This window comes from Corynebacterium aquatimens, from assembly GCF_030408395.1.
In the GTDB taxonomy this organism is placed as follows: Bacteria; Actinomycetota; Actinomycetes; order Mycobacteriales; family Mycobacteriaceae; genus Corynebacterium; species Corynebacterium aquatimens.
In genome coordinates this window covers 1,821,168-1,844,667 of sequence record NZ_CP046980.1, presented here as the reverse complement: position 1 = coordinate 1,844,667, position 23,500 = coordinate 1,821,168, and the positions used below count along the sequence as shown (strand labels likewise).

At 59.2% G+C, this 23,500-nt stretch carries 26 protein-coding genes and 1 tRNA gene; 11 read left to right on the top strand and 16 right to left on the bottom strand.

Annotation, left to right across the window (positions count from 1 at the left end):
- Nucleotides 1-5: 5 nt before the first annotated feature.
- The 3 genes from CAQUA_RS08405 to serC are packed head-to-tail and all read right to left on the bottom strand — an operon-like array spanning nucleotide 6 to nucleotide 3,046.
- Nucleotides 6-860, bottom strand: coding sequence for a DUF6928 family protein (locus CAQUA_RS08405; RefSeq protein WP_196823685.1), 855 nt, complete (start codon nucleotides 858-860; stop codon nucleotides 6-8).
- Entirely contained in the window at nucleotides 861-1,898 is a 1,038-nt protein-coding gene (gene sepH / locus CAQUA_RS08400) for a septation protein SepH (RefSeq protein ID WP_196823686.1), read from the bottom strand.
- On the bottom strand, nucleotides 1,898-3,046 hold the full coding sequence (gene serC, locus CAQUA_RS08395) for a phosphoserine transaminase (protein WP_196823687.1): 1,149 nt from the start codon (nucleotides 3,044-3,046) through the stop codon (nucleotides 1,898-1,900). The genes sepH and serC overlap by 1 nt, the downstream gene beginning before the upstream one ends.
- Before the next feature lie 133 nt (nucleotides 3,047-3,179).
- Here serC and CAQUA_RS08390 point away from each other — a divergent pair, with 133 nt between their 5' ends.
- Together CAQUA_RS08390 and CAQUA_RS08385 are read left to right on the top strand one after the other, a co-directional pair.
- Nucleotides 3,180-4,475: a citrate synthase gene (locus CAQUA_RS08390; RefSeq protein WP_196823688.1), complete on the top strand. Its 1,296-nt coding sequence runs from the start codon at nucleotides 3,180-3,182 to the stop codon at nucleotides 4,473-4,475.
- 76 nt (nucleotides 4,476-4,551) lie between these two features.
- Nucleotides 4,552-5,388 (top strand): aldo/keto reductase, encoded by an 837-nt coding sequence (locus tag CAQUA_RS08385; protein WP_196823689.1) that lies wholly within the window; start codon nucleotides 4,552-4,554, stop codon nucleotides 5,386-5,388.
- 848 nt (nucleotides 5,389-6,236) lie between these two features.
- On the opposite strand, the gene CAQUA_RS08380 is transcribed toward CAQUA_RS08385, so the two are convergent.
- A complete protein-coding gene (locus CAQUA_RS08380) occupies nucleotides 6,237-7,217 on the bottom strand; it encodes a DUF1906 domain-containing protein (RefSeq protein WP_290178177.1) in 981 nt (326 codons plus the stop codon).
- A gap of 169 nt (nucleotides 7,218-7,386) precedes the next feature.
- Here CAQUA_RS08380 and CAQUA_RS08375 point away from each other — a divergent pair.
- Nucleotides 7,387-7,459 (top strand) — tRNA-Arg (locus CAQUA_RS08375).
- Nucleotides 7,460-7,871: 412 nt separating this feature from the next.
- On the opposite strand, the gene CAQUA_RS08370 is transcribed toward CAQUA_RS08375, so the two are convergent.
- Nucleotides 7,872-8,096, bottom strand: a complete 225-nt coding sequence (locus CAQUA_RS08370) for a CPBP family glutamic-type intramembrane protease (RefSeq protein WP_231375312.1) — start codon at nucleotides 8,094-8,096, stop codon at nucleotides 7,872-7,874.
- Between the two features lie 48 nt (nucleotides 8,097-8,144).
- Nucleotides 8,145-8,585 carry a hypothetical protein gene (locus tag CAQUA_RS08365; protein WP_196823692.1) on the bottom strand — a complete coding sequence of 147 codons (441 nt, stop codon included), beginning with the start codon at nucleotides 8,583-8,585 and terminating at the stop codon, nucleotides 8,145-8,147.
- 96 nt (nucleotides 8,586-8,681) lie between these two features.
- Here CAQUA_RS08365 and CAQUA_RS08360 point away from each other — a divergent pair, with 96 nt between their 5' ends.
- Complete coding sequence (locus CAQUA_RS08360) at nucleotides 8,682-9,053, top strand: hypothetical protein (protein ID WP_196823693.1); 372 nt, start codon at nucleotides 8,682-8,684, stop codon at nucleotides 9,051-9,053.
- 24 nt (nucleotides 9,054-9,077) lie between these two features.
- On the opposite strand, the gene CAQUA_RS08355 is transcribed toward CAQUA_RS08360, so the two are convergent.
- Entirely contained in the window at nucleotides 9,078-10,100 is a 1,023-nt protein-coding gene (locus CAQUA_RS08355; RefSeq protein ID WP_154878608.1) for a DUF418 domain-containing protein, read from the bottom strand.
- 138 nt (nucleotides 10,101-10,238) lie between these two features.
- On the opposite strand from CAQUA_RS08355, the gene CAQUA_RS08350 reads away from it, so the two are divergent.
- Nucleotides 10,239-11,431 (top strand): IS3-like element IS3502 family transposase gene (locus CAQUA_RS08350; protein WP_196823694.1). Its coding sequence is split into 2 segments (ribosomal slippage): nucleotides 10,239-10,527 and nucleotides 10,527-11,431, totalling 1,194 coding nucleotides; the frame shifts between segments, so codons are not numbered across the junction.
- 7 nt (nucleotides 11,432-11,438) lie between these two features.
- Here the strand turns inward: CAQUA_RS08350 and CAQUA_RS08345 are convergent.
- The 4 genes from CAQUA_RS08345 to CAQUA_RS08330 form a co-directional block, all read right to left on the bottom strand.
- The gene (locus tag CAQUA_RS08345; RefSeq protein WP_196823695.1) at nucleotides 11,439-12,836 is read right to left on the bottom strand and encodes an IS256 family transposase; all 1,398 of its coding nucleotides are present in this window, start codon (nucleotides 12,834-12,836) and stop codon (nucleotides 11,439-11,441) included.
- 135 nt (nucleotides 12,837-12,971) lie between these two features.
- Nucleotides 12,972-14,164 (bottom strand): IS3-like element IS3502 family transposase gene (locus tag CAQUA_RS08340; protein WP_196823694.1). Its coding sequence is split into 2 segments (ribosomal slippage): nucleotides 12,972-13,876 and nucleotides 13,876-14,164, totalling 1,194 coding nucleotides; the frame shifts between segments, so codons are not numbered across the junction.
- Between the two features lie 49 nt (nucleotides 14,165-14,213).
- Nucleotides 14,214-15,119: a DNA methyltransferase gene (locus tag CAQUA_RS08335; RefSeq protein WP_196823696.1), complete on the bottom strand. Its 906-nt coding sequence runs from the start codon at nucleotides 15,117-15,119 to the stop codon at nucleotides 14,214-14,216.
- A gap of 27 nt (nucleotides 15,120-15,146) precedes the next feature.
- Entirely contained in the window at nucleotides 15,147-15,527 is a 381-nt protein-coding gene (locus CAQUA_RS08330; RefSeq protein WP_196823697.1) for a hypothetical protein, read from the bottom strand.
- A gap of 228 nt (nucleotides 15,528-15,755) precedes the next feature.
- On the opposite strand from CAQUA_RS08330, the gene CAQUA_RS08325 reads away from it, so the two are divergent.
- From CAQUA_RS08325 to CAQUA_RS08305, 5 genes are all read left to right on the top strand, one after another.
- On the top strand, nucleotides 15,756-16,787 hold the full coding sequence (locus tag CAQUA_RS08325; protein ID WP_196823698.1) for a P63C domain-containing protein: 1,032 nt from the start codon (nucleotides 15,756-15,758) through the stop codon (nucleotides 16,785-16,787).
- Nucleotides 16,788-16,854: 67 nt separating this feature from the next.
- Nucleotides 16,855-17,130, top strand: a complete 276-nt coding sequence (locus tag CAQUA_RS08320) for a hypothetical protein (RefSeq protein WP_196823699.1) — start codon at nucleotides 16,855-16,857, stop codon at nucleotides 17,128-17,130.
- Nucleotides 17,131-17,195: 65 nt separating this feature from the next.
- The gene (locus tag CAQUA_RS08315; RefSeq protein WP_196823700.1) at nucleotides 17,196-17,771 is read left to right on the top strand and encodes a hypothetical protein; all 576 of its coding nucleotides are present in this window, start codon (nucleotides 17,196-17,198) and stop codon (nucleotides 17,769-17,771) included.
- 125 nt (nucleotides 17,772-17,896) lie between these two features.
- The gene (locus CAQUA_RS08310) at nucleotides 17,897-18,361 is read left to right on the top strand and encodes a hypothetical protein (RefSeq protein WP_196823701.1); all 465 of its coding nucleotides are present in this window, start codon (nucleotides 17,897-17,899) and stop codon (nucleotides 18,359-18,361) included.
- Nucleotides 18,361-18,867, top strand: coding sequence for a hypothetical protein (locus CAQUA_RS08305; protein WP_196823702.1), 507 nt, complete (start codon nucleotides 18,361-18,363; stop codon nucleotides 18,865-18,867). The genes CAQUA_RS08310 and CAQUA_RS08305 overlap by 1 nt, the downstream gene beginning before the upstream one ends.
- A gap of 577 nt (nucleotides 18,868-19,444) precedes the next feature.
- On the opposite strand, the gene CAQUA_RS08300 is transcribed toward CAQUA_RS08305, so the two are convergent.
- Together CAQUA_RS08300 and cmtR are read right to left on the bottom strand one after the other, a co-directional pair.
- The gene (locus CAQUA_RS08300; protein ID WP_196823703.1) at nucleotides 19,445-20,044 is read right to left on the bottom strand and encodes a cadmium resistance transporter; all 600 of its coding nucleotides are present in this window, start codon (nucleotides 20,042-20,044) and stop codon (nucleotides 19,445-19,447) included.
- Nucleotides 20,044-20,403, bottom strand: coding sequence for a Cd(II)/Pb(II)-sensing metalloregulatory transcriptional regulator CmtR (cmtR, locus tag CAQUA_RS08295; protein ID WP_196823704.1), 360 nt, complete (start codon nucleotides 20,401-20,403; stop codon nucleotides 20,044-20,046). Before cmtR ends, CAQUA_RS08300 begins: the two co-directional genes overlap by 1 nt.
- A gap of 190 nt (nucleotides 20,404-20,593) precedes the next feature.
- Between cmtR and CAQUA_RS08290 the strand changes: the two genes are divergently transcribed.
- A complete protein-coding gene (locus CAQUA_RS08290) occupies nucleotides 20,594-20,752 on the top strand; it encodes a hypothetical protein (protein ID WP_290178167.1) in 159 nt (52 codons plus the stop codon).
- Between the two features lie 507 nt (nucleotides 20,753-21,259).
- Here CAQUA_RS08290 and CAQUA_RS08285 read toward each other — a convergent pair.
- The 3 genes from CAQUA_RS08285 to CAQUA_RS08275 all read right to left on the bottom strand — a co-directional run bounded on the left by CAQUA_RS08285 (nucleotide 21,260) and on the right by CAQUA_RS08275 (nucleotide 23,482).
- Nucleotides 21,260-21,844, bottom strand: coding sequence for a dihydrofolate reductase (locus CAQUA_RS08285; protein WP_196823706.1), 585 nt, complete (start codon nucleotides 21,842-21,844; stop codon nucleotides 21,260-21,262).
- Nucleotides 21,844-22,647 carry a thymidylate synthase gene (locus tag CAQUA_RS08280; RefSeq protein WP_196823707.1) on the bottom strand — a complete coding sequence of 268 codons (804 nt, stop codon included), beginning with the start codon at nucleotides 22,645-22,647 and terminating at the stop codon, nucleotides 21,844-21,846. Before CAQUA_RS08280 ends, CAQUA_RS08285 begins: the two co-directional genes overlap by 1 nt.
- 70 nt (nucleotides 22,648-22,717) lie before the next feature.
- Complete coding sequence (locus tag CAQUA_RS08275; protein ID WP_196823708.1) at nucleotides 22,718-23,482, bottom strand: 3'(2'),5'-bisphosphate nucleotidase CysQ; 765 nt, start codon at nucleotides 23,480-23,482, stop codon at nucleotides 22,718-22,720.
- Nucleotides 23,483-23,500 lie beyond the last annotated feature (18 nt).

Sequence of the window (23,500 nt, the reverse complement as noted above, 5' to 3'; positions counted from 1 at the left end):
CGCCGTTACCTATCGGAGTGGCGGATCCGCTCCGTGATGGTGTCACGGAGATTGCGGAGCCGGCGCCGCAAGCCGCGTCCGACTCGGCGCGCGGCGGCCGCCGATGCGTCGGCAAGCTCGGCGAATTCATCGCCCTCTGAGACTTCCGAATCGGAGTAGTCGTCGTAGTCGGCAGAACCCTCGGCGAACTTCGCCGCGACCTCATTGACATCCTTCGTCCGTTTCGACGGGGGTGTCTCCACCTTCGGCTCGGGGCGGCCATCTACCGCGTAGCCAACGACGTTGATGTTTTGACCCGTCGGGGAGACGTCCACGCCGAGCATTTCCGATTGGGCGGTGCGCATCAGGTCCACCGGTTCAAACGGGAGGGAGATACCGCCAATCTGGTCCGCGGTGTCGCCCGCCCAGTAGGGGGCCTCGAAAGGTTCGGGCAGCCCAATGTCTTCAATGAGCTGCGTGCGCGTGGCGCACAGGGAGCGGTGTACGGTTTCCCCACTGAGGTGCGCGAACCCCGCGTAGCCGGCGCCTTCATCACCGACGCCCTCGGCGAAGACGTACACATCCGCCGCGGGGACCGCCATGCGTAGCAACTCCGGCACCTCGCTCAGTTTGAAGCAGTCCTCCACGAACGTCTGAAGCACCGCGACCCCCGAGTACCCAGCGATGTAGAACTCATTGCGGGAGGCTTTCGACGACCGGTTCAACGGGAATTGGCCGATCGGCGTAATCGGCCACGCAGGATTCATATGGGCCAAAAGCTTGCGCCCGTAACCGCGGTCTGCTTTCGGCTCAGCGCCTAAGACGGCGGCGGGGTCAGCGGCGTTGACGTACCACAGGGTCACCACGGCGGGGAAGGACATTTACTTAGGCCTCTTGGTGTTGGTGCGCACGCCAAGCAGGACGTCCTCCCAGTGCGGGGTCACTGCCTTGCGCTTTCGTTTGCGCGGTGCTTCGGACTCTTCCGGGTTGACCAGCAGTTCGCCTGTTGCGAACAGCTCCTGGGGGTCGTGAGTCGGCTCCTCTGGAGCGCTCGGTTCTTCGTGCGGGTCGGTTGCAGGCTCGCCGGCTGGGTTGTGCCCGGCCGCGTGCCCGTCCGCATCGTGGTCAGCCGCATTGCGTGGGCTAAGTTCTTGCCGGCCGGGCTCGACATCATCATCGCCAACCAAGCGCAACGGCGCTGGCTCAACGGCGTCATCGCGCCGGGGTGCAACGTCGGGGATTGACCGCACGGGCTGGGCGAACTGGGGGTTGATTAAGTCCGCGGCCATGGCGTCGCGCGGTTCCGTCGTGGTTGTTCCGCCGACAGAGCGCTGCAACGTCCACTCGGCGTGGTGTTCGCTCAGGCCCGATTTCCAGCTCACGCGCACGATCCACGGTTCGCGCCCATGCCGCACCGCGTCCCACGTCGCGTCCGAAAGCGAGTGGCCGTGTGCGGCAAAAGCGGTGGCCAACACCTGGTACAGGGTGTCAGCCGCAGGTTCGCCGCCGCGCACCGGATGCGATTGCTTGGCGGATTCCGCCATTTGGGTGCGCTCTAACAAAACGGGGTGCGCGTAGGGCTCGATGCGGCTCGCGGCCACCGCCATTTCGTCGGCAAGCTCCTGCAAACCCGTGCCGGAGCGGATCCTTTCTTGGATCTCGCGGGGACGGAGGGATAGGGGAGTGGAAAATAGCGCGCTGCGTTCCTCAGCGGTCGGCTCGACAGACTCAAAGGTCGTGTCAGAGGCAGATTCGTCTTTGGAGGAGTCATCCTTAGACGCGTCAGTGGAATCCGGCGTGATTAGCCCCTCCAACTCGCTGGTCGCGATGGAGTACCGCTCATCCTGATCGTCGCGGAACACCGCGACTCCCTCAGACCCGTTAGTGGATTCCTCGGCCACGAGGAACAGTTCACGCATTAGGCCCCCTGTCCCACACCCTGCTGCAGCATGTAGTCGATCGCGCCGGTCAAACGCTTGACATCTTCTGGGTCAATCGCCGGGAACATGCCGATGCGGAGCTGGTTGCGGCCCAGCTTGCGGTAGGGCTCAATGTCCACGATGCCGTTGGCGCGCAGAGCCTTAGCCAGCGCGGCGGCGTCCACGGAATCAGCAAAATCAATCGTGCCCACAACGAGCGAGCGCTTCGCCGGGTCTGCAACAAACGGCGTGGCCAGCTCGTTGGCATCCGCCCAGGAGTACAGCTCAGTCGAGCTAGCGGTGGTGCGCTCAACCATGCCGGCAAGGCCGCCGTTGTCATTCATCCACTTGACCTGGTCGGCCATCATGAGCAGCGTGGCCACGGCCGGGGTGTTGTATGTCTGGTTCTTCCGCGAGTTGTCCACGGCGGTCTGAAGATCCAGGAACGCTGGGATGAAGCGACCGGACTCCTTAATCTTCGCAATGCGCTCGATCGCCGCGGGGCTCATCGCCGCGAACCACAGGCCACCGTCAGACGCGAAGCATTTCTGCGGGGAGAAGTAGTACGCATCGGTCTGCGCGATGTCAACGGGAAGGCCACCGGCACCCGAGGTCGCGTCAATGACAACCAGGGCGTCCGTGTCCGGGCGGCTGATGGGCACCATCGCGCCCGTCGAGGTCTCATTGTGTGCCCACGCCACCACGTCCGCGCCTTCCGCGGCGTTGTCGCTTGAGGCATCAAACACGCTTGTCGACGGAGCGTCCCCCGCCGGTGCCTCCACAATCGCTGGCTCATCCAACCACGGAGCCTGCTTCGATGCCTTGGCGAACTTCGAGGAGAACTCGCCGTAGCTGAGGTGAGCAGACTTCTTCTCAATCAGGCCGAAGGTAGCGGCGTCCCAGAATGCGGTCGCGCCGCCGAGGGAGAGCACGACCTCATACCCGTCGGGAAGCGAGAAAAGCTCAGCGAGACCATCGCGGACCTCACCGACAACGTCTTTCACCCCAGCCTGGCGGTGCGACGTACCAATAATGGCTGCGCCGCGCGAGATGGACTCAAGCTGCTCTGGGCGCACTTTGGAAGGGCCGCAACCAAAGCGGCCGTCGTTGGGCTGAAATTCACTGGGAAGCTGGGGGAAATCGCTCATGGATCCCACCTTAGTGAGCCGGGGGACAAACGTGGGTATTCACACCTGCCTTTTTGGGAAGGATGTCGGCGTCTGCTGATAGAATCGAGCGTTGAAACCTAAACACTCATACCTACATGAGAAGAGGAAAACTGTGGCTTCTGAAAACCCTGACAAGGTAGTACTCCACTACCCAGGCGGCGAGTATGAGATGGACATCATGCGCGCCACCGAGGGCAACGATGGATTTGTGCTGGGCAAACTGATTGGTGAGACCGGCCTGATTACCTTCGACCCTGGCTACGTGTCCACCGGCTCGACCGAGTCCAAGATCACCTACATCGATGGCGATGAGGGCATCTTGCGCTACCGCGGCTACGACATTGCTGATCTGGCTAAGAATGCCACGTTCAACGAGGTGTCGTACTTGCTGATCAACGGTGAGCTGCCGACGGATGATGAGCTTGATGCCTTCAGCGATGAGATCCGTCACCACACCCTGTTGGATGAGGACTTCAAGGCGCAGTTCAACGTCTTCCCGCGCACCGCACACCCGATGGCCGTGCTGGCGTCTTCCGTGAACATCCTGTCCTCGTACTACGAGGGCCAGTTGGACCCGCTGAATGAGGACCACCTGGACAAGGCAACCGTCCGCCTCATGGCGAAGGTGCCGATGTTGGCGGCATACGCTTACCGCGCGTCCCGCGGTAAGCCGTACATGTACCCGAACAACGCGCTCAACCCGCGCGAGAACTTCCTGCGCATGATGTTCGGTTACCCAACGGAGCCGTATGAGGTTGACCCGATCATGGTGGACGCGCTGGACAAGCTGTTGATCCTGCACGCTGACCACGAGCAGAACTGCTCCACCTCCACCGTCCGCATGATTGCTTCCGCGCAGGCCAACATGTTCGTGGCCGTCTCCGGCGGCATCAACGCCCTGGCTGGCCCGCTGCACGGTGGCGCTAACCAGGCGGTGCTGGAGATGCTCGAGGACATCCAGGAGAACAACGGCGGTGACGCTTCTGACTTCATGAACCGCGTGAAGAACAAGGAAAAGGGCGTCCGCCTGATGGGCTTCGGCCACCGCGTGTACAAGAACTACGACCCGCGCGCGATGATCGTGAAGGAGACCGCGCACGAGGTTCTGGAGCACGTCGGCGGCGACTCGCTGCTGGACCTAGCGATGGAGCTCGAGGAGATCGCGCTGAAGGACGACTACTTCGTGGAGCGCAAGCTGTACCCGAACGTCGACTTCTACACCGGCCTGATCTACCGTGCCATGGGCTTCCCCACGGAAATGTTCACCGTTTTGTTCGCCATGGGCCGTCTGCCTGGCTGGATCGCTCACTACCGTGAGCAGCTGGCGATGAACTCCAAGATCAACCGCCCGCGCCAAATCTACACCGGCGAAACCTACCGCGATTTCGTCCCGCGTGATCAGCGTTAAAAGCTGACGATAACTGTAAGGCGCCGTTCGCGGCGCCTTACGCTTTTTACTCACTACATGAGGTTAGAGAGGCCACATGAATTCCATCGAAGAGCTTTTGCTTAACGACGGCCAGTCGATTCCGTGCATCGGCCTTGGCACGTATAAGTTGCCGGGTAGTGAATTGGAGCCCGTTGTGAGGCGTGCTGTTGAACTGGGCTACCGGCACTTTGACACCGCGACTTTCTACGGCAATGAGGAGGAACTCGGCGCTGCTCTGCGCGCTGCGATCGCGGCTGGCGATGTGTCCCGTGAAGAACTGGTGGTCACCACCAAGGTGTGGAACGACGACCAGCGACGTGCCGCGCAGGCAGTCGATGAATCCCTGCGGAAGCTGAACCTGGACTACATTGACATCCACCTGGTCCACTGGCCAATGGAAAAGGCGGGCACGTTCCTTACCGCGTATGAGGCGCTTCTTCGCGCTGCTGAGGAGGGGAAGATTGTCTCCGTCGGCGTGGCGAACTTCTACGAGGAAGTGCTGCAACAGCTCATTGCGGAAACCGGCGTGGCTCCCGTGCTGAACCAGGTTGAGCTCCACGTGGGCTTCACGCAGGACCCGTTGCGCGAATTCTGCGCCGAGCATGGCATCGTCGTCGAAGCCTGGGCGCCTTTGGGGCAGGGCAAGCAGGGGCTGCTGGAACACCCAGAAGTCAACTCCGTGGCGCGTCGCCTCGGCGCGACACCGGGCCAGGTTCTCATTGCATACTTGCTGGACAAAGGAATTTCTGTGATCCCGAAGACCACGAACCTAGATCGTTTGGAGGAAAACCTCGCCGCCACCGGCATCGCCCTGGGTGACGACGATGTGGCACAGCTTGATTCCGTCAAGACCGGCCGCGGCTCCGGCGACCCCCGCACCTTCGGCGTCTAAGTTTCCTTACTACGGTTGGCCGATCGTCGCAAGGCGAAAGTGCCCAAAAATGTACACTATAGTGTGCAATGATCCCTCGATTAATGGGGCATGAGCCGATAAATTTGGAAGTGTCGCTGGGGAGCGACGCACGCAGAGGGGTGAAAACGCTCGACCAATGGGGGATGGTCGAGCGTTTTCTATTACTTCAAGAATTGCTGGGCAAACTTCGCCGCGTTGGACAGGTCCTGTGGCGTGAGGCTACGCAAGTAGGAAGCTCCCTCGGAGGAGAAAGTATTCGGGTTGCCAAGCTCGGCGGATTCATCTCCCTCTGAGATTTCTGAATCGGAAGGAGGCGATTCGCGAAATTTGTATCCATCTTTCGATAGGCCACGCGAAACCGCAGGTCACGGGCTCGCGGGCTTTTAATGATCTATCATCAAAGCAGAATTTCGCGAATCGGTCCCCCGCGACCGGCGCGGCCCCTAGACCCCGCAGGGGAGGCAGTCCCGCGGTGCCCTGGCGAGGCGATTCGCGAAATTTGTATCCAACTTTCGATAGGTCACGAGAAACCCCAGGTCACGGGCCTGCGGGCTTTTAATGATGTATCATCAAAGCAGAATTTCGCGAATCGGGTCCCCGCGCCCGGCGCGGCGTCTGGGGCCCACAGGCATTCTGAGGAAACCAGGACCCGCCCCGCCGGGAGGGACAATCCCGCGATGCCCCGGCGAGGCGATTCGCGGCACCCCTAGGGGGCGATTCGCGAAATTTGTATCCAACTTTCGATAGTCCACGAGAAACACCAGGTCACGGGCCCGCGGGTTTTTGATGATCTATCAGCAAAGCAGAATTTCGCGAATCGGGTCCTATTACTTCAAGAATTGCTGCGCAAACTTCGCCGCGTTGGACAGATCCTGTGGTGTGAGGCTACGCAAGTAGGAAGCTCCCTCGGAGGAGAAAGTATTCGGGTTGCCCGTGAAGTGGGGCAGCGACGATCCTTCTGGGATTCCAAGCGGGTTCGCGGGTGCGGGTTGGGAATTCGGTGCCGGCGTGGAATTCGGCGCAGGCTTCACGGCGCCCGGGCCCGGCTGTGGGAGAGTGGTTCCTGATTGCCCCGGCTTCCACTGGCCCCAGTCACGGTTGTACACCCTGTTGATGTCGCAGGTCACGCCGTCAATCGTGGTTTGCAAGCCGCCGACCTGGTGGATATTCGCGCGTGGGTGCAGACGCCCCCTCGAACCCCAGTCGTGCTGCCAGTAGAAGGTGCCGATGCCGTCATTGATGCACCACTGGATCGTGTCATAGTTGCCGTAGACACCCGCTTGGTAACCGGCGGTAAAAAGTGCGGTTTGGAAAGCACGCAGGTACGGGCGGATCTGGTTCGTGTACTGGTCGATCGTCGGGTTGTCGTCGATAGCAATGTAGATGGGCCTGCCGGTTGGTCCGCCGGCTGCCTTGTGCAGCGCAATTGCTTGCGGCGCGTGAATCGCAGCCGAGGCTGCCCCGCCGAGCCAATCCGCGGTGTTCGCGCGGCCGAACTGGTAGATCGAAGCCGTGGATAGCCCGTAGGCGGCAAAGTCTTTCGTCTCTCGCAGCGTGACCGGCTTACCGGTCATCCAGCTCTCCGTACCCGGACGACGGTTGGACACGTACCGGATCGCGCCCAGGTGACCCGCGTTTTTCACTGAGCGCGCCGAGGGGACGCCAACCGCGTAATCCAGAATCGTGCCAAGCGGCGCTGCCTGTGCTCCGGGCACGAGTTTTGCCCCGGCAAGACCGACGGTACCGGCCGCAGTAGCAATACCTGCCGCCTTGAGGAAGCCACGACGAGAGTAAGCATTCTTATTCACGCTGGTAACATTAACAACTTTGACCACTTTTGTCACGTGGGTCGGCCGCTTCATCCCGTCACCCCCTTTCTGCCCCCGAGCCAGTTAGGGCCCAGCTTTTAAAGTGCGGTAACCTCTTCGGAGAGCACACCAGCAACGTATGGCCACCATATGTTCACGGATGCTCAATGCCCTAGTAGCTCAGTGGATAGAGCACGGCTCTCCTAAAGCCGGTGTCGGAGGTTCGATTCCTCTCTGGGGCGCTACAGATTTGTTGTCTCGAAACATCGCTGTCGGTGGTGGGTCGAGACTTCGTTATTTTCCCTGATCGCGAGACTAAGCAGCTGAGGCAGTGAACTTCCGGACCAGGATCCGGGACCCGCGCACTCGCGAGGTGAGGCCGCGTTGACTGCGCCTTTCCCAAGCATCCAAAGGGCTAACCCGATGAAGATCGAGCCGGTACCCATGTCAACGAAGTGACCATACCGGGCCAGCAATCGAGAAAAGTCATCCACCGACAGCGCAAACCCGGCTGACATCACAAAGCCTACGGCCACGAGGGCGAGAGGATGACCACAATCCATTCCGATCTGCGCGACATCGGGCGCAGGTACTGCTACTGCAGCTGCGAACACGCCGATTAACGCGAGAAAAACGCAGAATGTCGTCACACGATCACTGCAAAGCCATGAGCGCGACCAGGAGCAGGAACAAGTTGTTGACAAGGTGCAAAATCAGCCCAGCCCACAGGGATTTGTGGCGTCTTGTCACCAGTGCGCAGCCCAAGCCGAACAGTGTCGCGTAGAGGATCACCGATGGGAAGACGTGAGCAAGACCGAAAGTCAAGGAGCTCAGCAGCACACTCAGGACTGCGGGCTCTACGGTGTTGAAATAGCTCATGAGCAGGCGCCTGAAGACGAGCTCTTCGAAGAAGGGGCCGAGAAGCACCTAGGTCGCAAGCGCGAGGAGTATGCCCAGGCCGTCCTCGAGTGGCGGATTTGAAGTCTCATTGTCCAACCCGAGTAAAGATCCGAAGAAGCCAGCGCCAATGGATGCGAGCAACATGATGCACGGCACTTCCCACATCAGATGCCTACCGTCGCCGCGCAGAGGATGAAATCCCAGCGCAATCCCTCGACGCTTCATATACAGAACGAGCGCCGCTGTCGCGAGTGCAATGCTCAATCCAACAGCGACAGGAAATAGGGCCAGAAGTCGGTTGTCTCCAACACCCAATTCACGCAATGCAAGCAGCACTCCGAGCGGGACAGCGACCAACGCAGCCGTCAACAAGAGACCGATGAGTGCGTCTCGCAGTTGAATGTTTTGCCCAGTGCTGTCAATGATCCTAGTCGAACCTCCTGGGCTGCTTCCGATATTGCCAGTCATTCCACTGCAGATACTTGGCTGGACTCAAAGACAGCTCCAAGAACACCGCGCTTTGGCTGCGCCGCATCAACAGGCCCTGTGTCACACTGTAGCTCTGTGAAGGTATTTCCCATCAACGACGGCAATTGGATGACACCGCATAGCGCCGGGGACACCCATCTTCTCCAGCCGACCTATTACGTGTTCTTTTGGGCCAGCGATGCGGACTGGGAAGACGTGCACATCCGTGAGGGTTTCAAGCTCATTGGCGCCAAGGATGTCGTAGAGGCGATCAGCTGGGAGCAGCAGCATGCGAACGGCCGCATGGCAGCGACGTTGCTTCCTGTGTCTCAAAAGATGGATACCGGCAGACACTACCGTGAGCTCTACCTTGTGCACGGAACGTATCCGCAGGCGTCTGAGCGCCCAAGCGAACCCGATTTCGCTTGGGAGATGTTCACGCCAGACCCCGAACCCGAATCCAACTAAACACGCCGCGTGGCAGCACGGGCGCTACGCGGCGTGTGCTCCGCTGCGCGAGCCGAACGCGTCCCACGTCAACCAGCGCCAGGCCTTTTCTAAAGGGCCCTGCCCGAATGCCCGCAACCAGACGGTGCTGATCACCGCTTGCGCAATGAGCATCACGATCACGACCAGCCAGGCCGTGACAAAGTCGGCGTCGCTCGCGTTGTCCTGCGCTGGAGGAATGCCCAGCAGCGGCCGAGCGGCGAGGATGATGAAGGTCGCGCCGATGTAGTTCGTCAGCGCCATGCGGCCAAGGGGCGCGAATACGGCTGCGAGTGCGTCACGCAGCGGGGTTCGAAGCATTACCAGTACGAGCGCTACCCATGTCGCAGCGAGAATGAAACCCGCGACAGAAGAAAGCGGGGTGAACCCTGCGCGAGCACGATCCTGGTATTGGAGGAACCCGGTGACCAAGGTCAGGGGTACCAACAGCAGGAGTGCGAGCGCGGCGGGCCGGGGGTTGATATCCAAGCGTTGCGGAAGGCCCCATTCGGCGGCTGCGAACCCGAGCAGCAGCAGCCCCGGAATGAGCAGCGTCCCGCCGAAGTAGACGCCGATGAGTGTGAGTATGACACCGAGCACTGTCGCGATTGGTCGCCTTCTCGTCTCGGGGAGGAATGTCAGCGGCAGCAGGAAGATCAAGCTAGAGAATGCGTAGTGCATCAGTGCCTCGCCCGGGTGCACCAGCGCGTGCAGGAATCCAAGGATGAGCAGTGGGATGAGTCGGCGCAGCAGCACGACCCACTCGCGGCGCTGCCTACGCCGTGCAGAACGCACGATCATTGCGAACCCGATGCCGAAGAGGAAGGTGAATACCGGGAAGAAGCGCTCATGCGCGAGGAGGTTGCGCAATGTCCACGCGATGGAGTCTTGCGTTGATGCGGGAAACATCATCCACAATTGGGTGATGTTGACAAAGGCGATGCCACACAAAGCGATGCCACGGATGACATCGAGTGAGAGCAGTCGTTCCTGTGCAGGCGTGGCGGTGGTGATAGTCAACGGAGGCATAAGCTGCGTGGTCCTTTCTTGAGGGTGTCCGATTCTTTGTGTGCGGGGGTTTGGTTTACAGGTAGTCGGACCTGACCCCTGTTTGGTAGACACCTCTGATTCCGGCTGTGTTGAGTCGGGGAAAGGTAATCTACCTCCATGCCTAGGAAGGTTTATTCGGATCAGTTCAAGCGCGACGCGGTCGCGATGTACGAGAACGATCCACAGGTGTCGTTGAACGCTGCGGCCGCTGATTTAGGGATCAACCGCTCCACGCTTCGCGTATGGGTTGATAAGTACGGAACTGGCACGAAACCCCAGCTTTCAGCGGGCTTACGTGCTGATCGTGCGAGGCAACTGACCGATGCTGAGAAGCTACGTCAGCTGCAACAGGAAAACGCCCGCCTGAAAGAAGAACGCGATATTTTGCGTAAGGCAGCCAAATATTTCATGGAAGAGACGAACTGGTGATCCGCTTCCGGTTCGTTGATGACCACCGCACCGATTACTCGGTCAAGCGGATGTGCACCGTACTCGGGTTAAACCGCAGCTCCTACTACAAATGGAAAGCTAGCAGCGCCCAGCGGCACCGCAGACTGGTTGATGATGCCATACTCGGAGCCAAGGTCCAGGCCATCTTCGACGACAAGAGGCAGCTCTACGGCGCAAAACGCATTGCCGCCGAGCTGACTTTCAACGATGCGTACAGTAGCACCGGACCGGTCAACCATAAGCGCATCGCCCGGATTATGAGGAAGCTTCAGCTGCGCGGCTACACGAAAAAACGTAAGGTTACGACAACGCAGCGTGAGCGTCATCGCTTTATATTCGCTGACCTGGTCAAGCGTAACTTCACTGCGCCAGCTGCCAATAGGATCCTCGTCGGCGATATTACCTATCTGCCGATCGCAGACGGGTCGAATATGTATCTGGCTTCTGTGATTGACTGCTACTCGCGGATGCTCGTCGGCTTCGCGATCGCAGACCACATGCGCACCGACCTCGTCGAAGAAGCGCTCGAGCATGCTCGCCGTACCCGTGGCAGTCTCTCCGGGGCGATCTTCCACTCAGATCATGGCAGCGTGTATACCTCATCGCAGTTTCAGGCTGTCTGCCGAAGACTCAACGTCACCCAGTCGATGGGAGCAGTTGGCAGCAGCGCTGATAATTCACTCGCGGAGTCGTTTAACGCGGCGTTGAAACGAGAAGTGCTCAAAGACCAGAAAGTCTTTTCCAATCAGCTAGTCTGCCGGCGCGACGTCTTCGCATGGTGTGCGCGCTACAACACCACCCGAAGGCATTCCTGGTGCAAGTACCTCACACCCATTGAGTACGAAACTCACGCTTCCTAACAATGCGCTAGAGTAAAGCCAATAATTTCACCCCCACGGTGTCTACTTTCCGGGGGCCGGGCCCGTCCGCGAATCGGTCGGGATATGCCACGGCTAGTTGGTTGATGGCTTGTTTCCACCCGGTAGCTTTCGCTCCTTCAATATAGCCGTTGCATTCGATGTCGCGTTTTGCTTTCTTCGCTCGCTGGGCAGCGCGCTTGTCCTCGATGTTGCAGATCATCAGCCACAGCGTTTTCAGCGCCGCAGTATCGTTCGGGAACTGCCCGCGGTTACGGGTAGCTTTACGCAATTCAGCGTTGAGCGATTCGATCGAATTAGTGGTGTAGAGCACCCTGCGTGCCGCAGGCGGGAACTGCAGAAACGGCACGAACCGCTCCCAGGCGTCGCGCCAGACTTTGACCGATTGCGGGTAGCGGCGACCTAGCTCAGAGGCTTCGAACGCGTCCAAGGCGGCACGGGCGGTGTCCTCGTTGGCGGCCGTGTAGACCTCACGTAGCGCACGGGAGACACCTTTGCGGTCCTGATAGGACACCCACCGGTTCGCAGCTCGAATCAGGTGCACGATGCAGGTCTGCACCATGGAATTCGGCCAGGTTGCCTCTACTGCTTCCGGCAGGCCTTTAAGCCCGTCGCAGCACACGATGAACACGTCCTGGACGCCACGGTTGGCCAGATCTGCGCACACTGATGCCCAGAATGCGGCGCCTTCATTGTCAGCGATCCACAATCCCAGGATGTGCTTGATGCCGTCGATGTCGACACCGATCGCCATATAGCAGGCCTTATTGACCACGCGGTGGCCATCGCGGATTTTCACGCGTAGCGCGTCGAGGAAGATCACTGGGTAGAACTCGTCGAGCTGGCGGTTTTGCCAGATCATGACCTCGTCTAACACCGCATCGGTAATGGTGCTGATCGTATCCGGGCTCATATCCACCCCCAGGGTGGTCGCGAGGTGATGCTGAATATCGCGCACTGTCATCCCACCGGCGTATAGCGAGATAATCATGTCGTCTAGCTCGGTGAGCCGACGGGAGCCTTTGGGCACCATCTTTGGCGCAAACGTGCCGGCACGATCCCTCGGCATGGTCACTTCCACCGCGCCGTAGCCAGAATTAACGGTCTTGGTGTACGACCCATTGCGGTGATTGCTCTCCTGTGCGGTTTCCACCCGGGCCTTCGCCTTACGGTCGGCATGGCCGTAGCCCAAATGTGCATCCATCTCCGACTGCAGACCAGCGTTAATCGACGCCTGCAACAGACCTTTGACCAGGTCGCTTGCATCATCAGCAGAGGTCGACAGCTCGCTAATCAGGCTGGCCAGCTCAGGATTTTCCATCAGCTTCTCGCTGATCTCGTTGACCCTCGCCGGGTCATGGCCTTTCTTCGGTGACACCGTAGTCATTATCGGTGAAACTCCTTCAGATCAAAGCCTCACACACAAACTTCCTGACACCCTCTATCACGGTTTTGAGCGGGCCCGGCCCCCGGAAAGTAGACACCGTGGGGGTGAAATTATTGGCTTTACTCTAGCGCATTGTTAGGAAGCGTGAGTTTCGTACTCAATGGGTGTGAGGTACTTGCACCAGGAATGCCTTCGGGTGGTGTTGTAGCGCGCACACCATGCGAAGACGTCGCGCCGGCAGACTAGCTGATTGGAAAAGACTTTCTGGTCTTTGAGCACTTCTCGTTTCAACGCCGCGTTAAACGACTCCGCGAGTGAATTATCAGCGCTGCTGCCAACTGCTCCCATCGACTGGGTGACGTTGAGTCTTCGGCAGACAGCCTGAAACTGCGATGAGGTATACACGCTGCCATGATCTGAGTGGAAGATCGCCCCGGAGAGACTGCCACGGGTACGGCGAGCATGCTCGAGCGCTTCTTCGACGAGGTCGGTGCGCATGTGGTCTGCGATCGCGAAGCCGACGAGCATCCGCGAGTAGCAGTCAATCACAGAAGCCAGATACATATTCGACCCGTCTGCGATCGGCAGATAGGTAATATCGCCGACGAGGATCCTATTGGCAGCTGGCGCAGTGAAGTTACGCTTGACCAGGTCAGCGAATATAAAGCGATGACGCTCACGCTGCGTTGTCGTAACCTTACGTTTTTTCGTGTAGCCGCGCAGCTGAAGCTTCCTCATAATCCGGGCGATGCGCTTATGGTTGACCGGTCCGGTGCTACTGTACGCATCGTTGAAAGTCAGCTCGGCGGCAATGCGTTTTGCGCCGTAGAGCTGCCTCTTGTCGTCGAAGATGGCCTGGACCTTGGCTCCGAGTATGGCATCATCAACCAGTCTGCGGTGCCGCTGGGCGCTGCTAGCTTTCCATTTGTAGTAGGAGCTGCGGTTTAACCCGAGTACGGTGCACATCCGCTTGACCGAGTAATCGGTGCGGTGGTCATCAACGAACCGGAAGCGGATCACCAGTTCGTCTCTTCCATGAAATATTTGGCTGCCTTACGCAAAATATCGCGTTCTTCTTTCAGGCGGGCGTTTTCCTGTTGCAGCTGACGTAGCTTCTCAGCATCGGTCAGTTGCCTCGCACGATCAGCACGTAAGCCCGCTGAAAGCTGGGGTTTCGTGCCAGTTCCGTACTTATCAACCCATACGCGAAGCGTGGAGCGGTTGATCCCTAAATCAGCGGCCGCAGCGTTCAACGACACCTGTGGATCGTTCTCGTACATCGCGACCGCGTCGCGCTTGAACTGATCCGAATAAACCTTCCTAGGCATGGAGGTAGATTACCTTTCCCCGACTCAACACAGCCGGAATCAGAGGTGTCTACCAAACAGGGGTCAGGTCCAGCCCCTTTGAACGACGGACCTCTACAGAGCCATCTCCGTTGCGCCCAATGATTTCGATTTCACCGCGTTCAATATCTTGCAACTTTCCGATCGTCAGGTAGTAAGGCGTGAATCTTTTGGATTTTGAACCGACTGCTTTTGCGAAGCCCTTCTCCACGCGTTTCATCAAACTCGGTGGAGTTAGGCCCCAAATCATTTCGGTGCCGTCGGGTTTGACGGGGAAAACGGAAACACAGCCGTCCGGAGCTAGGACCGATTCTCGTGGTACATCATCTGCTAATGGAGCACTTGTCCCCACAATTCGTCCATCGCTTTCCGATACGTAGATAGCATAAAATTGGTCTGGCCGACTTCCACGTTTTGAAGTCATCTCGAACCTGCGCAGGCTGTTCCACCGCACTTTTTCCGACGAATCGACTTTGAGAACCAGGGGCTCAATTTTCGATGACCCAAATTGGACAACATAGATATACTCATCCGTCCGTGTGAACTGATTCGACCTAATCGCTCCAGTTGGGTTAATGAGCGAACTCACCATCTGAATCCTCGCCTCCGGGAACGTCTGCTCCAGCAGCATCCCTAACCGCAGATATTCCTTCTCGTCAATGGTGACAATGAGCACCGAGTCCTCGGGGTTGAGTAGCTCCTTGGCGAGTTCCAGACGCTTCTCCATCATCGACAACCACTTCGAGTGCTTGTACTGGTCATCGCCGTCAACGTAGTCGTTGTTGTATTTCCAGTCCTTGTCGCGGGTGTTGTACGGCGGGTCGATGTAGATGCAGCCCACCTTGTGGCGGTGCGTGTATGTGAGCAAGTTCAACGCGTGCAGGTTCTCTGCATTAATGACCGTGTGGAAAGGCGCCTCCGGGTCAGACGAGTTCACGACCTCACCGGTCTGGACGAGTCCGGGCTAGATCGTGTCGTCGTGCTGGGCGACAACGACAAGGTCATCCACTTTCACCGCGTCTCGCAGCTCCGGTTCGTTGCCCTGTCCGGGTTCCGCTTCGAGGACAATTGAGGTGGCTCCGCCATCGGCCTTGCGGTCAATCTGCACGACCTTCCACAGTGTTGGGTCTGTGGGCGCCACTGTGCCACGGGGAGGGAGGATATGGACCGTGTCACCGCGGCGGACAGGCCGCGTTGGCAACTCAACGCCGTCCGGCAAACGCCGCTCAAAGACAAGGCCGAAGGTGCGCTGGTTGGTGGCGTGGCGAATCTCGCGTTCTAGCTCCTGAGCCATGCGGGGGTCATAGGCCCGGGCCTGGGCGAGCAGGTCGGTCAGTCGTGACATGGGTGTCCTCTCTAGTGCTGTTTCAAGGTTAACGAACCGGAACGAGATTTCGGTTCGGGACTCGAAGCGAGCAGCGAACAGCGTTTGATGACCAGCCTGCCTGAACGTATGCCGCCGCCGGAAAGAAAGTGAGCCCATTGCACAACTACCCGTCACATTCAGTGCCAGAGAGCCGGAATCCCCTCCATACGTTGTGGAAATCGCATAGCGCGCGGCACTGGCCTAAAAGTGCGGAAAATTTACCGTTTAGCCAGTTCAGATGCACCGCGCGACATTGTCGAAATCGGCATGCTAGGATATGCGATTATGGAAGCGTATGGAAAAATCGAAAACCTTGATCCACACAAAATCGCGGGTCAGAAAGCTGCCGATACACGGTGGGGCCGCACAGTCGAGAGGGCCACACACCAAGGTCAAATCCATCTCGATGACATCACACTGGATTGTTTCGTCATCGAAGATGGCCGCCGCATTATCAGTCAGGCCTCTATCATGGCTGCGCTTGGCAGATCGACTTCGTCGGGCCGGCGAACGCGAAACGACAATATGCCACCGTTTGTCGAAGCGAATAACCTCCAGCCATTCATTACACCCGAGCTCAGGGAGAACCTAGAGCGCATTGAATATCGTGTTGGGGATGAAAAGCAGGTTCGTAGCGGGTACAACGCGGAAATCCTGCCGCGCATTTGCAATGTCTACCTTGCTGCTGATGACCACGGCGTTCTTACGGCAAACCAGCGTCCGGCGGTAATGGCCGCCCAGGTGCTTGTCCGAGCTCTAGCTCTTGTCGGCATCACAGCACTCGTTGACGAGGCGACCGGCTACCAAGAAACACGAGCCGCGAACGAACTGCAAAGGTTGCTCGACGCGTATGTGCATGAGGAGTTCAAGCCTTGGATCAAGAGATTTCCAGAGGTCTTTTTCAAAGAGGTGTACCGCATACACGGCTGGGAGTTCTTTCCCGGAAAAACCAAACACACCCCATACGTTGGGCATTTCATCAATGAGTACATTTACAAGCCGATGCCAGCGGGAGTGCTCCAAAGGTTGCGGGAATTGAACCCTATCAATGAGCAAGGGAATCGGGCACGGAAGCACCACCAACACCTCTCGGAAGATATGGGTGTCAAGCACCTTGAGCGGCAAATCTCAACGGTCGTGACACTCATGCAGGTTTCGGACGACAAGCAGGAGTTTGAACAGCTCTTCAATAAGGCTGATTCACGCAATCGTCCAGTGCAGACGATGATGAAGTTTTGAGACATCAAGGATCAATCTGTTACCCCCGCCCTAGCGCCAAAGGGACTGTCGACGACATGCTCAAAGCATGACCTCACACCACGACAACTTTTGGGCCGACGAAGCCGCACCCGACAGCTTTTACGCACTGACACCAGGCGGAACCGCCCCGTACCCCGCAACGGGGTCTCGCCTCGAAGTCCGGGACGAGAACTTCAACCTCCTGTCCGTCCACTGGTCGGCGGCCGCGGCGCTCGGCGAAACTGGTGAACGGTTAGCCCGTGGCGAGAGAGCTGCTGTGTACCTCGCGCGGTGGGACCGGATCGAAACCGACAACGACCCGCTACTCAAGGAGACGTCCTAGCCTCTATCGAACCTTGTACCCCTGCGGTTGTTTGCCGTCTTCGTCTCTAGGCAGGCTCCTGGCGTATGAGCCACCACCACTTTGACGAAACAGACATCGAGTTCCTTTCCGTACCGGTTCCGAAACGGCGGCATCCCGAGTCAGTGCTTCTCCATCTCGACCTGTTCCTCGACCGCGACGAGCTCGCCCACATGAACGTGTTCCTCGGTCGCAACGCCGAGACCGTGCGCCTGCTCGGTCCTGACGGTGAACACGTCGAGTTCGACGTGGCCGAAGCGAAGAAGTTCCTCACTTTGCTCGTGAAGAACTGCGACCGCGCCACCGGTCTCGTGGCGCTTGAAGCCGACGCAGACCCTCGGGACTTGTCGATGTGGGAGCGCTCGCGGCTCGTCGCCGAAACGCACATGGAGCACGACACTCTCGTCGCCGACACCGGCGTCTACGAGGATGCCCCGCGCGAGCTCATCGACCCTCGCTTCGGCAAACAGACCTACGAGGTTTGGACAGAGTGTGGCACCGAGTTTCTCGGCCGCACGAACAAGCTCGCGCTTGCCCGGAAGATCGCGGAGAACTGCCGGAAGGAAGGTTTGTCGGCCGTGGTGTGCCAGACGCGACGGTGGTTTGTGCCGGCTGGTGCGTAGACAGCGGCCAACTATTACGCGATAGCCGTGAACAAGGCGCTACCCAATCGAGGCTAACAACCTGACGATTTGGCGGGGGACACCCGAATTGGGGGTGGAGTCACGCCTCGGGAAGAATGGCATTCGTGGGAACGCTAAACGCCAAGAGCAACCGGAACCATCGAAGCGCTGACATGGACATGTACGACCCCAGTGGCTTCGTGTACAAGGTTCCAGAAGACGCCGAAGTAGGGTTTGATTACCCAGACGACCTTGGGCATGGACAGTTGCTCAATGTCCGTATGTCCTATCAGGAGCAACCGTGGCGTTACGTGGATTTCGCGTTCAATCACTACCTAGCGGAACACCATGAACTTAATCGGACCGGTGAAGAGATTGATGTAGCACGTATCGACTGCTGTGAAAACAGTATTCACCGGCACCAGTTCTTCCGCAGTCAGAGAGAGCAGGAAAAGCATTTCTATCACCAGTTCTCTGAGCAGACATGTACAGAAGACTGCATCGAACTCATCAATGACATGTACGATAAGTGCTACCGCGAGATGGTAGAAGATTACCGCCAGCATTACACCGATTGGAGGGACAAGTAATGAACGCTGAACTGCTGAAACCACCTAACACGAAGACGACCTTGTCCCGCCGGTTCGTGCAGGCCGACGAAGACCTTGCTCGCGCCGAAATCCAGCTACGCGCCGCAATCGGTGCCCTTTTCCGAAAAATCATTGTTCGTGACAAGGAGTTTCGAACGAAACTCGCTCAGGACCACGGCTGGACGCCAACGACGCCGGCGATCCCCTGCGAGTGGTCACGCACTGTCGGGGACGTTCGCGAGGCTGCGTACCGGTTCTTCGCCCAGGGTCACCAATCGGTTATTGTCCCCCTCCTCATCCGGGAAGAAGACGCGATCCAGCTCGTAGTAGGCAACATCATTCCAGGCTCCGATGAGCCAGAAACAGGCGTGCTCAGTGGTGGCGAAAGCATTGCGAATATGGACCCCCGCGTCACGATGGAAGACCTCCACAAAACACTCTCCTTAACCGGCGAGTGGGACATCGCTCAGCTGACGGAAACGGACGCGGAGCAGTTCGCCCTGTAGAACCCAAACGTCGACGCGCAAAGAAGCCTCCCCTCGAAAACAGGTGAGGATTCTTTAATGTGCTTGCTCAACCCCGTGACACCTTCCAGGACTGAGGGTGCCCGCCTTTTTGCGTACCTTCACGAACGGTTGGAAGGTGGGCAGGGGAGGGTCGCTGCGGTTTGACGAAACGGTGGCCGAGGCGGTTTCCGGTGCGGGGGCGTGAAAGTCGTGGTGAGCGCGGTGGCGTGGAACATTTTGGGGTGGTGCGTGGAACACTGGGTGTAAAGGTGTGGGGTTGGTGCAGGTGGGGGAGTTTTCTGAAATCCCCATTTGAAGCCCGGGCTTTCAGTAAACCTCTTCAGGTTATTCACGAAACCTCCCGCCGGCCAAAGAAAACTGGCCGCAAACGCAAAATGACCCACTCAGCTCGTTCGGAGGGGTCATTTTTCTCTTCTAAAACGTCGTTCCTGCTCGGGTTGTCGCGCCGGATTGTTGATGAGCGCGGACCCAGCCGCGGAAGAGTTTCCGTACTCATTCCGAGCTCGCCGGCGATTCAGGATATCGCACCCCTGCCGTTTGGAACGCTGCCGCTACGTCAGAGCCCGAAGGCTCCGCCGCTGACGAGGATCACGATGCCGAGGCCGATGAGAACGACGGGAAAGAGGATGTTCTCAAAGCGTTCGAGCACTTCCGCGATCGGGGGGCGGGTGGCGACGAACTTTGCCAGGGCCACCAAGACCGCAACGAGCGCGAGGAAGATAACGCAGTAGGCGACCACTGCGAGAGGTTCCACGCTAAGGAATACAGGGGTGTAGACACCGATGTTGTCGCCGCCATTGGCAAAAGTGACGCCTGCGACTGTCCCTACGCCGACCTTCTTGCCGGAAACCTTGGCCTCGTCGTCATCGTCGTCATCGTCTCCGCGCCAGGCCTCCCATGCGGCCCAGAGGCCGATGCCCAGCGGGATGAGACCAAAGTATGGAATGGCTGCCGAGGGCAGAAATGCTCCGGCGCCGATGGTCACAAGGATCGCGGCGACGAGGATGCCGGCAAATCCGAGGTACTGGCCGGCCAGAATACGGGCGGTGGTGCCGCGCTGGCCTGCCCCTCGCGCGAAGAAGAGGGAGAGCACGATGATGTCGTCGATGTTGGTAGCTGCGAACAGGCCTATCGCCTGCAAGACCGTGGTGAGCATTACGCGCCCTCCCCAGCTGCGTAGCACCCGGGAAGCGAGCAGGCGGGATCGATGCACGGGGCGTCTTCGTCTACTGCCAAGGTGGCATCGACCAGTGCCGTCAGCGCCTGCGCCAGGTGCGGATCGGCGATCTCGTATCGCGTCCGACGCCCCTCGGGCTCGGAGACGACAATCCCACAATCGCGCAAGCATGCCAGGTGGTTGGACACATTCGGGCGTGTCAGGTCCAGAGCTCGAGCCAGTTCCGCCGGGTAAGCGGGATGGTCGAGCAGGGTCAAGATGATCCGGGATCGAGTGGGGTCGGCCAGTGCACGACCCAGGCGGTTCATCACGTCGAGACGCGAAGCAATAGTCAGCATGCACTGAACTATACAGCGGATACTGAACTAGTCAAGTTCCGGGTAGCGGTGCAGCTGTATGTGCTGCTCAAGAGACAGTGGAAGTAGCAGAGATTGCAGAGATTCCGGCAAAATTGCGAAAAACAGCTGAACCACGCTCGTTTCTGATGATCGGCCCATGTGCGATTTGTGCCGCGCCCAAGGCAACCGAATGGGCTCGAAGTTCCGTAGCTTTGAAAGTTTCTGCTCGAACCGCAAGTCACCGGAGGTGCTCACCTTTGACGAGCTTGTCGAGCGTTCACGGTGGAGCGTGGAGCTTGCCGAGAGGCAGGAAGAGGCGGAAGCGGAATTTCCTGACTTCCCGTTCTAAGGAGCGCTCCTGCTCACGTCATATAATTGACTTCTGTAATGTAACCGGAGACTGAACCCGGTGTAACCGGGGTGTAGCCACGAACCCGCTACAACTGGTCAGGGAGTTTACTGAAAGCTCCATTTTCCCAAAGGCACAGATCCAACGCCCTCCCACCTTTCGTGGTGTGGCCTGGGGATGAAGTCGGGGGAGGGGCGAGCTAGAGCACCACGCGCCGGCCGGCGGACGCCCTTTGCGCAGAAGTTCCGGCGGGAGTGTGGACACGTCGTTGGCCGTGGCCACTAAGAACACCTTCGATGTTGGCGCACGGCCTGAATGATCTCCGCGGAGCGGATCTAGTGCCTGTTGTGGAGCTCAAACTGGGAGGCTTTTTGGGCCTGAACCGGTTCCGTGATCCTTTGGCGGGCCGTGAACGCATCCGTGACACGGTCGCCCGCATTGCGCGGACTAGCGCTTACGTGGCCGGTGTGCTGTTGGTTCGGGCGGAAAATCTGTCGGGCCACGATGTCACTCCGGGCGGCGGGCGTAGCGTTGGAACTTGTAGCGCAGCCCTGGGGCGGCGCTGGGATCGGAAACGGCCTGGTCGCCGGGAGCCTGTTCACTTTCGACTGCGGGCAGGATCAGGTGCCCGCGCTCGGAGGTGAGCCAGCCGGAATCAGAGACCAGTTCAAAATCGGCGGCCTCGATTCGTGGCGCACGAACAGCCCGGTGGCCGAGGGCGCTGGCAAGGTAGCCGTCGATAAGCGTGAGCTCAATGACCGAAACCTCATCGAGTGTGGCTTCATAGAGTTGCGCACCGCCCATGATCCATGCGTCGGTGGCAATATCCGGCAGGTCGGGGGAGACGTACGCGCCGTCGGACCACGCGCCGGGCTCGCGGGAGGAGACGACATGGTTCGGGCGGCTGGGCAGTGGCCGGAAGGGCAGGGATTCCCACGTGCGGCGGCCCATGATCACGGGGTGGCCAAGGGTGGTTTCTTTGAAGTGTTTGAGGTCTTCCGGCAGGTACCACGGCATGCCATGACCATCGCCGATGACGCGGTCAAGGCTTTGGGCCCAGATGGCGCCGAGTTGCGGTGAGCGGGCGCGCATCAGACCGACACCGTCGCGGCAATTGTGGGGTGGGGGTCGTAACCAGTGACGGCTATGTCATCGAAGCCGTAGTCGAAGAGAGTTTCGGCCTTGGTCAGCTCCAGCTGCGGATACGGGCGGGGTGAGCGGGAGAGCTGCTCGCGGACCTGTTCGACGTGGTCGTTGTATATGTGGCAATCCCCGCCCGTCCAGATCAACTCGCCCACGCCCAGGCCCGCTTGCTGCGCGAACATGTGGGTCAGCAGGGAATAGGAGGCAATGTTGAACGGCACGCCCAAGAACATATCCGCGCTGCGCTGGTAGACCTGCATGGACAGCTTCCCATCCGCGACGTAGAGCTGGAACAGCAGGTGGCAGGGCATGAGCGCCATCTTGTCCAGCTCAGCCACGTTCCACGCGGACACCAGATTGCGTCTCGACGACGGGTCAGTGCGCAACAACTCCAACGCGCCAGCGATCTGGTCTACATGGTGCCCGTCCGGTGTGGGCCAGGAACGCCACTGCACTCCGTACACCGGACCCAACTCCCCGTTGTCATCCGCCCACTCATTCCAGATCCGGATGTTGTTCTCCTGCAGCCAGTGCACGTTGGAATCCCCGCGCAGGAACCACAGCAGCTCACCCACCACGCCTTTGAAATAGACCTTTTTGGTGGTCAACAGTGGGAAAGAATCCTCAAGGTTATAGCGCAGCTGCTTGCCAAAAACGCTGATCGTGCCGGTGCCGGTCCGGTCCGACTTTGGCGTGCCGGTTTCTAAAATCTCACGCAGCAGGTCTTCGTAAGGGGTGGGGATCGAGCTCACGAGGCCCCAGCTTACCGCGCGCGTTGCGTCCGCACGGCCACAGAGCCAGCTTGCTTATCGACGACAGGTACTACGCGTCATAGGACCCGTGCTGCTCGAGGTAGGCAGCGGCGTGAGTCAGGATCTCATCAGCCAGCTCGGGGCGGCAGATGAGCAAATCCGGGATGTAGGTGTCCTTGTTGTTGAAGCGCAGTTCCGATCCGTCAAGCCGCGAGGCGTGCAAACCTGCCGCGAGAGCAACCCCAACGGGAGCGGCCTGGTCCCACTCATACTGCCCACCCGCGTGAACGTAGGCGTCATAGTCACCGAGGAGCACGTGCATCGCTTTCGCGCCGGCGGAACCAATCCCCACGGCCTCAAAATCCATTTGTTGAGCCACGAACTTCGCCACCGCCGGCGGGCGGTTGTGGCTCAGCGCGATCTTGCGTGACAGGGGACCGGCAACGTGGCGGACATCAGAGGATTTGAACACGACGCCCAAGTCCGGCAGGCCCACGGCCGCATGGGTGGGAACCCCGTCTTCCACCAGCGCAACATGAACGGCCCAGTCCTGGCGGCCGGTGGCAAATTCCTTCGTGCCGTCGAGCGGGTCAACCACCCACACGCGGGACTTGCCCAAACGCTCGAGGTTGTCCACGGCCTCTTCGGACAAGAACCCGTCCTCCGGGCGGTGCTGTTCTAACACGCGCGCGATCCAGTTCTGCGCCAGGTCATCCCCAGCCTCACCCAGCTCACGCCCACGGAGCAGGCCCACGCCGCGAATCCCTTTCAGGATCTCACCGGTGCCGAGTGCAATGAGGTTGGTCAAACGGGAATCCGAATACGTTGCCGTCATGCCCTCAACCCTACCCCG